Raw genomic sequence first — 12,341 nt, forward strand, 5'->3', positions numbered from 1 at the left:
GTATAAGAGACAGGTCCCGGCCCCGGCCGCCGCGCCGAGGCGGGCCTCGGCGAGTCCCGCGGTGCGGACGTCGTGGCCGAGCCGGACGTCGAGGCCGTCCAGGGCGTCGCGGAGCAGCCGGCGCAGCGGCAGGTCGCGCCAGTCGAGGTTGGCGGCGTACACGGCGGTGCCGGTGGTCTCGTCGACGATGCCCGGGAGGACGACCCCGGCGGCGAGCGGCGGCGCGCCCCAGCGGTCGCGGCCGGTGTCGTACAGCTCGCGGGCGAAGCCGAGGACGCCCTCGACGACCGCGTCCGGGCCGGCGTCGCGCCGCGTGGGGCGGCGTGCCTCGTGGCGGGGCCGGCGGCGGTCGGTGCCGATGAGGGCGCCTTTGAGACCGGTGCCGCCGATGTCGAGGGCGAGGACGTAGCCGTCGTCGTGATCAGTGGTCACCGGCACAGTCTCACCCGGCGGGGCCAACAGGTCTAGTCCACCTGTTTCCCTCCTGGGGGCGAACCGGTTGCTCCCGCAGGGTGATCCGGGGCCCGGCAGCCGTCCGGTCCCGCCGGGGCGGGGCGTTGGGAGGGCATGACGATGCGACGGAGCGTGGCGGTACTGCTGGGGTGTCTGGCCGGTCTGGCGAGTGCGGGGTGTGTGTCGGTGCATCCGGCGGGCGGCGACGTGTGCGCGGGACCCGCGGCCGAACGCCCGGCGTCCTGCGGGCCGCGGGAGGACGGCGAGGACGCGGCGGACGGGGACGCGGTGGAGGCGGGCGCGGCGGAGCCGGCCGCCGGCCGGGAGCCCGCGCCGATGGGGGAGCCGCAGCCGCGGCCGGTGCCCGAGCCCGCCCCGTCCCCGGGCGGCGGAGACGCGGACCCGGACCCGGAGGAGGGGCCGGCGGGGGACGCGCGGGCGGAGACCGCGCCGCGGCCGGGGGCCGGTGCGGTGCCCGGACTCCCGGACGAGGTGGACGCCGTGGGCCGCGTACCGTCCTCCTTCGCCCAGGCGTGCGAGCTGGGGAGCGAGATGCTGGACCCGGCCGTACTCGATCTGTGCCGGTCGGCGGGGAGTTGACCGGTCCGTCCCCGTTCCCCGAATTATGTGCCCGTCAAACCTCCACGGACCGCTAGCTGTTGTGAAAGCGATACCGATGGTCACGGTCGTGATCACGGCCCCGCAAGGCAGACTCTGAGGGTCGCGCGGGGCTGCTGCGCCGCACGGTACTTCGGGGCAGAAATGCTTTTCTGGACAAAGGGGTAGTGAAGGTGCGACGTCGGAAGTTCTTGGGAATGGCGGCCGGCCTGACCGGGGCCGTCGGCCTTTCCGCGACCGCGTGCGGGAGCGAGGACTCCGGGAGTTCGGAGACGGTGCTGAAACTGGTGGCCGCCGAATACGGGGACGCGTCCGACACCGGCAGTACCCAGCGCTACTGGAACGAACTGGTCGCGGATTTCCGGCTGGAACACCCCGAGATCATCATCGATGTGACCACGCTGCGCTGGCAGGACGCCAATGCCGAGGTCGCGCGCCTGGTCGCGGAGGGGAACGCCCCCGACATCGCCCAGCTCGGCGCCTTCGCGGACTTCGCGGCGGCCGGTCAGCTGTACCGGGCGGAGGAACTGCTGCCGATATCCCAGCTCGCCGACTTCGTTCCGTCGCTGGCGATCGCGGGCGAGATGCGCCGGGTGCAGTACGGCATGCCGTTCGCGGCGCGTATCGGGCGGCTCTTCTACAACACGGACCTGTTCGAGGACGCCGGTCTGGACCCGAAGGCGCCGCCGGAGACCTGGGAGGAACTGCTGGAGGCGGCCACGGCGCTGCGCACCGCGGGCGTTCCCACGCCGTTCGCGCTGCCGCTGGGGCACGACGACGCGGCGGGCGAGGCGCTGATGTGGATGGTCAGCGGCGGGGGCGGGCTGACCGACAACACCGGCGGCTACACGATCAACTCGCCGATGAACGCCTCGACGTTCAACTGGCTCCGGGACGAGCTGGTCGGCCCGGGGCTGACCGGCGAGCGGCCGCCGGGTTCCACCACCCGCGCCCAGGCGTACGCGGACTTCGCCTCCGGCACGGTGGGCATGCTGTTCGCCGACCCGGTGCTGATGCGGCAGGCCGACCGGGGGCAGGTGGCGTGGGGGATCGCGGAACTGCCGGGCGTGGCCGCGCCGTCCACCACCACCCTCGGGGAGGCGTCGTGGCTGATGGCGTTCAACGAGCGGGGGCACCGGGACGCGATCGGCACGTTCCTCAAGTACGTCTTCACCTCCGAGAACGTCAACTCCTTCGCGGAGCGCTGGGAGCTGCTGCCGGTGACGACCCCCGCCTCGCAGGAGATGCAGGACGCGGAGGAGGGGGACGCCGCCGTGCGGCTGACGCCGTTCCTGGAGTCGCTGCCGACCGCGACGTTCTTCCCGGTGGGCAAGGTGTCCTGGGGCCGGGTGTCCACGCTGGTGGCGCAGGGCATCGGGGCCACCGTGGAGCCCGGGAGCAATGTGCCGGGCATCCTCGCCGACCTCCAGGAGCAGGCGGAGGCGGCCGACCTGGAGGCGCTCGGGCCGCAGGAGTAGCGGGGGAGGGGCCGCGGGCGGGCTGTCCGTAAGGGCATAAAATGCCCGGGTGAGTGGTGAGCGGGGTACGGAGCCGGAGCTGTCCGAGCGCGAGCTGGCGGTGCTGGCCGTCGCACGGCAGGGCTGGTCGGACACCGGCGCGCGGGACCGGACCATCCGCGAACGGCTGGGCATCTCGCCGACCCGGTACTTCCAGCTGCTCAACGCGCTGCTGGACGACGAGCGGGCGCTGGCGCACGACCCGGTGACGGTCAACCTGCTGCGGCGGCGGCGCGAGCAGCGGCGCGACCGCAGATGACGGCGCGGATGACGGCGCCCGCTGGGTAGGGTCCGGGCATGGGCACTCCTCCCGTACCTTCCTCCCCCTCCTCCCCTTCCTCTCCGTCCCTTCCCGAGCCGGTGACCGAGGCGGGCCGCGACGGGCTCGCGGCGCTGCTCGCCCGCCCGGAACGCGCGCTGGTGGCGCTGGACTTCGACGGCACGCTGGCGCCGATCGTGGACGACCCGGCGCGGGCGTACGCGCACCAGGACGCGCTGCCCGCGCTGGCCGGGCTCGCCCCCCGGGTCGGGGTGCTGGCGATCATCACCGGCCGCCCGGCCGAGGTGGCGGTGCGGCTCGGCGGTTTCGCCGGCCACCCGGAGCTGGCCGGGCTCACCGTGCTGGGCGCCTACGGCGCGGAGCGCTGGGACGCGGCGACCGGCCGCCTGCACCGCCCGCCGCCGCACCCGGGCATCGTGGTGGCCCGCGCCGAACTGGCGGCCCTGGTGGAGCGGTCGGGCCCCGGGGTGCTGCTGGAGGACAAGGGCAACGCGCTGGCGGTGCACACCCGTACCGCCCCGGACCCGGCGGGGGTCTTCGCCGCGCTGCGCGCGCCGCTGGCCGAGCTGGCGGCCCGGCTGGGACTGGCGCTGGAGCCGGGCCGGTTCGTCCTGGAGGTGCGCCCGCCCGGCACCGACAAGGGCGCGGCGCTGACCGCGCTGGCCCGGGAGACGGACGCCTCGGCGGTGCTGTACGGGGGCGACGACCTCGGCGATCTGGCGGCGTTCGACGCGGTGGCGAAGCTGCGCGAGGCCGGGGTGCCGGGGCTGCGGGTGTGCAGCGGCAGCACGGAGGTGGCCGAACTCGCGGCGGTCACCGATGTGACGGTGGACGGACCGGCCGGGGTCGCGGGCCTGCTGTCCGCCCTGGCCGCGGCGCTCGGCTGACGTCCGGCCGGCTCCACCGGAGGGGGTGGGGGCAGCCCCACCCCGGTTCCGGGGGCCCTCCGGCTCGTGGAGTGTCAGTGACGCTCGGTAACGTCGGGTGCAACGATGCTGACAGAACGGAGTCGGATGATGGATGCGGTGCGCAACGGCGGGAGCGGCGGCGGGCGGTCGCGGCGGACGGTGTGGACCCGCGCCGGGCTGGCCGTCACCGGCCTCGGCACGATCGCCGCCGTCGCCCTGCTGGCACCGGGCGGCGGCGCGGCGGCCGGGGCCGCCGAGCAGCACGGCGCGGGGCACGGCGACCGGTTCGCGCGCCAGCTCCAGCGGGACACCGAGGCGGTGGTGACCGCCGGGGCCACCGGCGTCACGGCCGCGTCGGTGGACGCGGCCGGGGCGCGGCGGACGGCGCGGGCCGGCGTGGACGATCTGGAGCGGCGGGGCGAGGTGCCCGGGAACGCGTACTACCGGATCGGCTCGGACACCAAGACCTTCGTCTCCGTGGTGACCCTCCAGCTGGTGCAGGAGGGCAAGCTGGCGCTGGACGACACGGTGGAGGAACTGCTGCCCGGCGTCGTCACCGGCAACGGCAACGACGGCGCCCGGATCACCGTCACCGATCTGCTGCGGCACACCAGCGGTCTCGCCAACTACACGGACATCCTCTTCCTCTCCGATCCGGAGGCGCTCACCCCGGAGAACTACCGCGAGACCCGGTTCGCGATCTCCACCGCCGAGGAGAAGGTGGCCCTCGCCATGACCGAGGCCCCCGGCTGGCTGCCGGACGCGGACGATCCGCGGGGCGAGACCCGGTGGTCGTACTCCAACACCAACTACGTCCTGGCCGGAATGATCATCGAGAAGCTGACCGGGCACCCGTGGGAGCAGGAGGTGCACGAGCGGATCATCGAGCCGCTGGGGCTGCGGCACACGCTCACCCCGGGCAGCGGCGCGTACGTCCCGCAGCCCACGGCCACCGGGTACATGCAGTTCCCGGGGAGGGAGGAGCTGACGGACACCTCGGTCCTGGCGGACGCCGGGGCGGACGGGGCCATCATCAGCACCACCGCCGACATGAACACCTTCCTGCGGGCGCTGCTCGGCGGTGAGCTGCTGGAGCCGGCGACGCTGGAGGCGATGAAGGACACCGTGCCCGCCGAGGAGTTCGCGCCGGGCGCCGGGTACGGGCTGGGCATCGCGTGGCGGCCGGTGGAGGGCGCCGACCCCGCCCGCTGCGCGGACGGCGGGCTGTGGTTCCACGGCGGCACCTCGTTCGGCACCGTCTCGGAGGCCGGGGTGAGCGCGGACGGCCGCCACTCGGCGGCGGTGGCCGAGTTCACCCTGTGGCTGGACGACCGGGAGAAGGCCGAGGCCCAGTTCCGGGCGGGCCTCGACCTGGTGAACCGGGCGGTGTGCGGCTGACCCCCCGGCGCGGGTCAGGCCGTGCGCAGGGCCTCGACCTGGGCGAGGAACCAGTCGCGGGGGGTGAGCGCGGTGGCGGCCTTCGCCAGCCGTGCGGCGCGCACCCGCCGCTCGTCCGCGTCCATGGTCAGCGCGCGGTGCAGGGCCTCGGCCGTGCCGGCGATGTCGTACGGGTTGACCAGCAGGGCGTCGTCGCCGAGTTCGGCGGCGGCGCCCGCCTCGCGGGACAGCACCAGGGCACAGTCCCGCTCGGAGATCAGCGGGATCTCCTTGGCGACCAGGTTCATGCCGTCCCGGATCGGGTTGACCAGCGCCACGTCCGCCATCCGGTAGGCGGCGAGCGAGCGGGCGAAGTCGTCCTTGACGTGCAGCACCACCGGCGTCCAGTCGTCCTGCCCGAACTCGGCGTTGATGGCCTCGGCGACCCGGGACACCTCGGCCGTGTAGTCCCGGTAGACGGCCAGGTCCTGCCGGGAGGGGTAGGCGAACGCCACGTGCACCACCCGGCCCCGCCACTCGGGACGGTCGGTGAGCAGCCGGCGGTAGGCGAGCAGGCCGCGCACGATGTTCTTGGACAGCTCGGTGCGGTCCACCCGCACCACGGTCGCCCGCTCGCCCACCTGCTCGCGCAGGGCGGCCAGCCGCTCGTCCACATCGGGCCGGTGGGCGCGCTCGCGCAGGAACGCGCCGTCGGCGCCCAGCCCGTGCACCCCGAGCCGGGTGGTGCGGCCCTCGAACGTCACGGTGAAGGCGTCGGGGCCGCCGGGCGCGGTCTCGCGGACCTCGGCGCCCAGCAGGTCGGCGCAGCAGTCGGCGAAGGCACCCGCCCAGCGCCGGGTCAGGAACCCGGCGCGGTCGGCGCCGAGGATGCCGCGCAGCACCTGCCGGGCGACGGCGTCGGGCAGGACCCGGTAGAGGTCCGGCGGTGCCCAGGGGGTGTGGGAGAAGTGCCCGATCCGCAGATCGGGGCGGCGTTCGCGCAGCAGGGCGGGGACGAGGGAGAGGTGGTAGTCCTGGACCAGGACCTCGGCCCCCGGTTCCGCCTCGGCGGCGAGCGCGTCGGCGAAGGCGGTGTTGTACGTGGTGTAGCCGGCCCACTGGCGCTCGAACTCCGCGTCGTACACCGGCTCCAGCGGGGTCTGGTACAGCAGGTGGTGGACGAACCACAGGACGGAGTTGGCGATGCCGTTGTAGGCGGCGTCGAAGACGTCCGGGGGGATGTCCAGCATGCGCACCGGCCGGCCGTCGGTGTCGGCGGGGTCCAGGGTCGCGCCGCCGGCCCGGGAGACGGCCTCGCGGTCGCCGGGACCGAGCGCCGCGCACACCCAGGTGCCGGCGGCGTCGCCGAGGGCGGAGAGCCCGGAGACCATGCCGCCGCCGCCGCGCCGCGCGGTCAGCGTGCCGTCCTCGCCAAGCGAGTAGCTGACGGGGCCGCGGTTGGACGCGACCAGGACCGGGGGTGTCTCGGAGTCTGCTGCAACGCCCATGATCCGACCCTAGCCAGGAAGCCCCCCACACAAACGTGCCTCCGGTCACCCTCGGCGTGTCCGTGCGGGGGGGCGCCGTCCGTCCGCCCGGATCAGGCCGCCTGGCGGGCGGCGTACTCCGGGACGGTGGCCATCGGCGGCCGTTCCTCGGTGTGGATGGTGTGCGTCAGCGGCGCGAAACCGCCTTCCGCCAGGCGCTCGAACTGCATCATGCCCTGCTGCACCGGGACCGGGCCGTGGCCCGGGAGCCGGCTCTGGGCGGTGCGCATGATGGCCGCCGCCATCCGGCCCAGGGCCTGGCCGTCCTGGTGGCGGTGTTTGCGCACCCCGACGTCGACCTGGCCGACCGCGTCGAGCCCGGCGAGGTGCAGGGTGTCGATGAGCAGGCCGAGTTCGACGCCGTAGCCGACCGGGAAGGGCAGCTGTTCCAGCAGGGAGCGGCGCGCCGCGTACTCGCCGCCCAGCGGCTGGACGACGCCGGCCAGCTGCGGCCAGTGCAGGTTGAGCAGCGGGCGGGCCACCAACTCGGTGACCCGGCCGCCCTGGTGGGCTCCTGAGGGGGCGTCGCCGAGCGGGCGGTCGTACATGGCCTTGACCAGGTGCACATCGGGCTCGGTGAGCAGCGGCCCGAGGATGCCGGAGACGAAGCGGGAGTCGAACTCCCGCAGATCGGCGTCGACGAAACAGATGATCTCGCCGCTGGTGGCCATGAGGGAGCGCCACAGCACCTCCCCCTTGCCGGGGACGGTGGGCATGCGCGGGATGATCTCGTCGCGGTGGACGACCTTGGCACCGGCCGCCGCGGCGACTTCCCCGGTGCGGTCGGTGGACCCGGAGTCCACCACCATCAGCTCGTCGATCAGTGGCACGGTCTCCATCAGGTCGCGCCGGAGCGCTTCCACGATGGTGCCGACGGTCGCTTCCTCGTTCAGCGCGGGAAGCACGACACTGACGCTGCCCGCAGGGCCGGCCGACGCCTTCGCGTCCAGCAGCCGTCGCAGCGAGCGGTCAGCGGCAGTCCAGGACCGGCGGGTCAGCCACTCCTCAGCCTCTTCCAGCACGAATGTCGCTCCTGTTCGCTTCGACCACATAAGTCGGGTAGGTCAGGTAGATCACGTCAGTCGGTTCTGTCGGGCATGTCATCAATGGCCGTATCTGGCCCTCATCGGAGGTGCCCAGTTCGGGCGAGAATATGTCTGTCTCCTGTTCGTCTCGCGGATCGGACGGCCCGAGCCATTGTCCGGGGCGTCCGTTACAGTCTCGGACAGCGCAGGTGTCCTCCGCATATCGGGGACGCTGCGCAGCCAATCGAATACAGCTCATCCAGAGGGGCAGAGGGAACGGCCCGTTGAAGCCCCGGCAACCCTTCCGCCGGTCTCGTAAGGACGCGAGGCTCCCGGTGGGGAAGGTGCCAATTCCGTCCTGTGGCGAAAGCCGTCACGGGGAAGATGAGGAGAAGGGCCTCGTAGTCATGCCTGTGCTGACCTCGCACACCCCCGCGCCCGACGGCGCCCCCCGCACCTCCGCCGCCCCGGGATCCCCCGGAGCCCCCGTCGATCTCGGGCCCGCCGTGGCGCTCTCCTGCCGGGAGTGCGGTGAGCGGTTCCCGCTCAGCCCGATCTTCGCCTGTGAGGCGTGTTTCGGCCCACTCGAAATCGCGTACGATCTGCCCACCGGTGACCCCGGAGCGCTACGGAGCGCCATCGAGGCCGGGCCGCACAGCATCTGGCGCTACGCCCCGCTGCTGCCGGTGCCGGCCGATGTCGCGTCCAAGCCCAACCTGCACCCCGGCGGCACCCCGCTGGTCCGGGCCGACCGGCTGGCCGCGGCGCTCGGGCACGGCGGCGAGCTGTACGTGAAGGACGACTCCGGCAACCCCACCCACTCCTTCAAGGACCGGGTGGTCGCCAACGCGGTGGAGGCCGCCCGCGCCTTCGGCTTCACCACGCTCTCCTGTTCCTCGACCGGCAACCTGGCGGGCGCGGTCGGCGCCGCCGCCGCGCGGGCGGGCCTGCGCTCGTGTGTGTTCATCCCGCACGACCTGGAGCAGGGCAAGGTCGTGATGGCCGCCGTCTACGGCGGCGAGCTGGTGGGCATCGAGGGCACCTACGACGACGTGAACCGTTTCTGCAGCGAGCTGATCGGTGACCCGGCCGGCGAGGGCTGGGGCTTCGTCAACGTCAACCTCCGCCCCTACTACGCCGAGGGCTCCAAGACCCTGGCCTTCGAGATCGCCGAGCAATTGGGCTGGCGGCTGCCCGACCAGCTGGTGGTCCCGATCGCCTCCGGCTCCCAGCTCACCAAGATCGACAAGGGGATCAAGGAGCTGATCGCGACCGGCCTGGTCGAGGACAAGCCCTACAAGATCTTCGGTGCCCAGGCCGAGGGCTGCTCCCCGGTCAGCCGGGCCTACAAGGCCGGGCACGACGTGGTGCGCCCGGTGAAGCCGGACACCATCGCCAAGTCGCTGGCGATCGGCAACCCGGCGGACGGTCCTTACGTCCTGGACATCGCCCGCCGCACCGGCGGGGCGGTGGAGGACGTCACCGACCCGCAGATCGTGGACGCCATCAAGCTGCTGGCCCGCACCGAGGGCATCTTCGCCGAGACGGCGGGCGGGGTGACCGTGGGCGTGACCCGCAAGCTGATCGAGACCGGGCAACTCGACCCGGAGCTGACGACGGTCGTACTGAACACCGGCGACGGCCTCAAGACCCTGGACGCGGTGGCCGGGACCACCGGTCCCACCGCCATCATCCGTCCGAATCTGGACGCTTTCCGAGAGGCTGGCCTCGCATGAGCGTGACTGTCCGAATCCCGACCATCCTGCGCACCTACACCGGCGGCCAGGCGGAGGTTTCCGCCGACGGCGGTACGCTGCGCGACGTTCTCGCCGATCTGGAGAAGAACCACCAGGGGATCTCCGCCCGGGTGCTGGACGACGCGGGCAAGCTGCGCCGTTTCGTGAACGTCTACGTCAACGACGACGACGTGCGGTTCGCCGAGGGCCTGGACACTCCCACGCCGGACGGCGCCGGGATCTCCATCATCCCGGCGGTGGCGGGCGGCTGCTGAGCGCGCCACGTCTACGTTTGATCACATCTTCAACAACCGCCCCGGAGCTGCCCGCTTCGGGGCGGTTGGGCGTTTCCGGGGCGATAGAGTGGGCTCGCGCGCGTCGCCGGCCCCCGCGGCCCAGCCGATGTCAGTCGCCTATGAATTCACGACAGTTCTCGACGGAAACGCGCGGAAATTCGCTGCACCAATTGCCGGATTGGCGCGATAAGGCGCGAAGGAAATATTCGTCTTTCTTCTGCTTTGCGTAATTTGCCCGTTTGGGGGCTCCAAGAATTCTCTCCTCAATGGCCTGTTGCAGAGGGCTTCCGTCCAGATACATTCAGCGGCGGTCGACGCGTTCCGGTCTGACCCGGGTCCGCGAAGTGCGGCCTCGTGAAAGGGCCAGCAACATGGGGAGTTTGGAATGGCTCAGGGCACCGTCAAGTGGTTCAACGCGGAGAAGGGATACGGCTTCATCGCGGTAGACGGTGGTGCGGACGTGTTCGTCCACTACAGCGCGATTCAGATGGACGGCTACCGCACTCTGGAAGAGGGGCAGCGGGTCGAGTTCGAGATCTCGCAGGGACAGAAGGGTCCTCAGGCCGACATGGTCCGGGTGACCGCCTGAACCGCCGACCGTACTACCACCGCAGCCGAGCGACCCGGGGCCCGCACCCAGCGCACACCAGCGCAGGGGTGCGGGCCCTGGCATGTGCGCCCCGCCGCCACCTGCGACAACGCGAAGGCGCTTGCACTCTCGGGGGGAGAGTGCTAATCATGGGTTAGCACTCTGAGGGTGAGAGTGACAGCAGAGACCGGTTCGGTGAGGTCGTGGGCCAGGCGGGGCAAGGAACCGCCCGGGGTACGGCCGTCCGTCGCGGGCGCCGGCGCGGTCCTGGAGCATCCACCCCGTCATATGGGAGGACCCCTTCACATGGCCAAGATCATCGCGTTCAACGAGGAGGCGCGGCGCGGCCTTGAGCGCGGGATGAACCAGCTCGCCGACGCCGTCAAGGTCACGCTCGGTCCCAAGGGCCGCAACGTCGTTCTGGAGAAGAAGTGGGGCGCCCCCACGATCACGAACGACGGTGTCTCCATCGCCAAGGAGATCGAGCTGGAGGACTCCTACGAGAAGATCGGCGCCGAGCTGGTCAAGGAGGTCGCCAAGAAGACCGACGACGTCGCGGGTGACGGTACGACCACCGCCACCGTGCTGGCTCAGGCCCTGGTCCGTGAGGGTCTGCGCAACGTCGCGGCCGGCGCCAACCCGATGGCCCTGAAGCGGGGCATCGAGGCGGCCGTCGAGAAGGTCTCCGAGGCGCTGCTCGGCCAGGCCAAGGAGGTCGAGACCAAGGAGCAGATCGCCTCCACCGCCTCCATCTCCGCCGGCGACATCCAGATCGGCGAGCTGATCGCCGAGGCCATGGACAAGGTCGGCAAGGAAGGCGTCATCACCGTCGAGGAGTCGCAGACCTTCGGTCTTGAGCTGGAGCTCACCGAGGGCATGCGCTTCGACAAGGGCTACATCTCCGCCTACTTCGCGACCGACATGGAGCGGATGGAGGCCGAGCTGGAGGACCCCTACATCCTCATCGTCAACTCCAAGGTCAGCAACGTGAAGGACCTCCTTCCGCTGCTGGAGAAGGTCATGCAGGCCGGCAAGCCGCTGCTGATCATCGCCGAGGACGTCGAGGGCGAGGCCCTGTCCACGCTGGTCGTCAACAAGATCCGCGGCACCTTCAAGTCCGTCGCCGTCAAGGCGCCCGGCTTCGGTGACCGTCGCAAGGCCATGCTGACCGACATCGCCATCCTCACCGGTGGCCAGGTCATCTCCGAGGAGGTCGGCCTCAAGCTGGAGAACGCGGGCCTCGACCTGCTCGGCCGCGCCCGCAAGGTCGTCATCACCAAGGACGAGACCACCATCGTCGACGGTGCCGGCGACAGCGACCAGGTCCAGGGCCGGGTCAACCAGATCCGCGCCGAGATCGAGAACTCCGACTCGGACTACGACCGCGAGAAGCTCCAGGAGCGCCTGGCGAAGCTGGCCGGCGGCGTGGCCGTCATCAAGGCCGGTGCCGCCACCGAGGTCGAGCTGAAGGAGCGCAAGCACCGCATCGAGGACGCGGTGCGCAACGCCAAGGCCGCCGTCGAGGAGGGCATCGTCGCCGGTGGTGGCGTGGCCCTGCTCCAGGCCGCCTCCGCGCTGGACAAGCTGGACCTGGAGGGTGACGAGGCGACCGGTGCGGCCGCCGTCAAGCTCGCCCTGGAGGCCCCGCTGAAGCAGATCGCGGTCAACGCCGGCCTTGAGGGCGGCGTCGTGGTCGAGAAGGTCCGCAACCTCCCGCAGGGCCACGGCCTGAACGCCGCGACCGGCGAGTACGTCGACCTGCTGGCCGCCGGGATCCCCGACCCGACCAAGGTCACCCGTTCCGCGCTGCAGAACGCCGCCTCCATCGCGGCGCTCTTCCTCACCACCGAGGCCGTCATCGCGGACAAGCCGGAGAAGGCGGCGGCCCCGGCCGGCGACCCGACCGGTGGCATGGGCGGCATGGACTTCTGATCCCCGCCGGATCGGCCCGCCACAGCGACAGGGGCGGCACCCGGGACCTCCACGGTCCGGGGT

The 12,341-nt window shown here is 72.1% G+C and carries 12 protein-coding genes and 1 riboswitch; of the genes, 9 read left to right on the forward strand and 3 right to left on the reverse strand.

Going from position 1 to position 12,341, the window contains the following annotated elements; all coding sequences use genetic code 11:
• Window positions 1-432: ROK family protein (locus tag ACFV5N_RS16525; RefSeq protein ID WP_385599786.1), on the reverse strand; the 432-nt coding region annotated here is incomplete at its 3' end.
• Window positions 433-567: 135 nt separating this feature from the next.
• Between ACFV5N_RS16525 and ACFV5N_RS16530 the strand changes: the two genes are divergently transcribed.
• The 5 genes from ACFV5N_RS16530 to ACFV5N_RS16550 all read left to right on the forward strand — a co-directional run bounded on the left by ACFV5N_RS16530 (window position 568) and on the right by ACFV5N_RS16550 (window position 5,174).
• Complete coding sequence (locus ACFV5N_RS16530; RefSeq protein WP_385599789.1) at window positions 568-1,053, forward strand: hypothetical protein; 486 nt, start codon at window positions 568-570, stop codon at window positions 1,051-1,053.
• Between the two features lie 293 nt (window positions 1,054-1,346).
• Window positions 1,347-2,549 (forward strand): extracellular solute-binding protein, encoded by a 1,203-nt coding sequence (locus ACFV5N_RS16535; RefSeq protein ID WP_385599792.1) that lies wholly within the window; start codon window positions 1,347-1,349, stop codon window positions 2,547-2,549.
• 49 nt (window positions 2,550-2,598) lie between these two features.
• Entirely contained in the window at window positions 2,599-2,847 is a 249-nt protein-coding gene (locus ACFV5N_RS16540; RefSeq protein WP_385599795.1) for a DUF3263 domain-containing protein, read from the forward strand.
• Between the two features lie 38 nt (window positions 2,848-2,885).
• Complete coding sequence (otsB, locus tag ACFV5N_RS16545; protein ID WP_385599798.1) at window positions 2,886-3,755, forward strand: trehalose-phosphatase; 870 nt, start codon at window positions 2,886-2,888, stop codon at window positions 3,753-3,755.
• A 129-nt stretch (window positions 3,756-3,884) separates the two neighbouring features.
• On the forward strand, window positions 3,885-5,174 hold the full coding sequence (locus tag ACFV5N_RS16550; RefSeq protein ID WP_385599809.1) for a serine hydrolase domain-containing protein: 1,290 nt from the start codon (window positions 3,885-3,887) through the stop codon (window positions 5,172-5,174).
• A gap of 14 nt (window positions 5,175-5,188) precedes the next feature.
• Here ACFV5N_RS16550 and ACFV5N_RS16555 read toward each other — a convergent pair whose 3' ends face one another.
• On the reverse strand, window positions 5,189-6,661 hold the full coding sequence (locus ACFV5N_RS16555) for a trehalose-6-phosphate synthase (RefSeq protein ID WP_385599800.1): 1,473 nt from the start codon (window positions 6,659-6,661) through the stop codon (window positions 5,189-5,191).
• A 92-nt stretch (window positions 6,662-6,753) separates the two neighbouring features.
• Entirely contained in the window at window positions 6,754-7,722 is a 969-nt protein-coding gene (locus ACFV5N_RS16560; protein WP_385599803.1) for a glucosyl-3-phosphoglycerate synthase, read from the reverse strand.
• Window positions 7,723-7,977: 255 nt separating this feature from the next.
• Window positions 7,978-8,116: riboswitch (SAM riboswitch) on the forward strand.
• A 16-nt stretch (window positions 8,117-8,132) separates the two neighbouring features.
• Between ACFV5N_RS16560 and thrC the strand changes: the two genes are divergently transcribed.
• From thrC to groL, 4 genes are all read left to right on the forward strand, one after another.
• Window positions 8,133-9,461 (forward strand): threonine synthase, encoded by a 1,329-nt coding sequence (gene thrC, locus ACFV5N_RS16565; RefSeq protein WP_385599805.1) that lies wholly within the window; start codon window positions 8,133-8,135, stop codon window positions 9,459-9,461.
• Window positions 9,458-9,736, forward strand: a complete 279-nt coding sequence (locus ACFV5N_RS16570; RefSeq protein ID WP_375062659.1) for a MoaD/ThiS family protein — start codon at window positions 9,458-9,460, stop codon at window positions 9,734-9,736. Before thrC ends, ACFV5N_RS16570 begins: the two co-directional genes overlap by 4 nt.
• A 406-nt stretch (window positions 9,737-10,142) precedes the next feature.
• Window positions 10,143-10,346 carry a cold-shock protein gene (locus ACFV5N_RS16575; protein WP_004986573.1) on the forward strand — a complete coding sequence of 68 codons (204 nt, stop codon included), beginning with the start codon at window positions 10,143-10,145 and terminating at the stop codon, window positions 10,344-10,346.
• Between the two features lie 306 nt (window positions 10,347-10,652).
• Window positions 10,653-12,278 carry a chaperonin GroEL gene (groL, locus tag ACFV5N_RS16580; RefSeq protein WP_019431731.1) on the forward strand — a complete coding sequence of 542 codons (1,626 nt, stop codon included), beginning with the start codon at window positions 10,653-10,655 and terminating at the stop codon, window positions 12,276-12,278.
• Window positions 12,279-12,341 lie beyond the last annotated feature (63 nt).

It is taken from the genome of Streptomyces sp. NPDC059853, assembly GCF_042731495.1.
In the GTDB taxonomy this organism is placed as follows: domain Bacteria; phylum Actinomycetota; class Actinomycetes; order Streptomycetales; family Streptomycetaceae; genus Streptomyces.

What these genes read in the sequence shown, in the direction of transcription:
- ACFV5N_RS16530 (WP_385599789.1), top strand. Translation starts at nt 568, where the DNA reads ATGACGATGCGACGGAGCGTGGCGGTACTGCTGGGGTGTCTGGCCGGT.
- otsB (WP_385599798.1), top strand. Translation starts at nt 2,886, where the DNA reads ATGGGCACTCCTCCCGTACCTTCCTCCCCCTCCTCCCCTTCCTCTCCG.
- ACFV5N_RS16550 (WP_385599809.1), top strand. Translation starts at nt 3,885, where the DNA reads ATGGATGCGGTGCGCAACGGCGGGAGCGGCGGCGGGCGGTCGCGGCGG.
- ACFV5N_RS16555 (WP_385599800.1), bottom strand. Translation starts at nt 6,661, where the DNA reads ATGGGCGTTGCAGCAGACTCCGAGACACCCCCGGTCCTGGTCGCGTCC.
- thrC (WP_385599805.1), top strand. Translation starts at nt 8,133, where the DNA reads ATGCCTGTGCTGACCTCGCACACCCCCGCGCCCGACGGCGCCCCCCGC.
- ACFV5N_RS16570 (WP_375062659.1), top strand. Translation starts at nt 9,458, where the DNA reads ATGAGCGTGACTGTCCGAATCCCGACCATCCTGCGCACCTACACCGGC.
- ACFV5N_RS16575 (WP_004986573.1), top strand. Translation starts at nt 10,143, where the DNA reads ATGGCTCAGGGCACCGTCAAGTGGTTCAACGCGGAGAAGGGATACGGC.
- groL (WP_019431731.1), top strand. Translation starts at nt 10,653, where the DNA reads ATGGCCAAGATCATCGCGTTCAACGAGGAGGCGCGGCGCGGCCTTGAG.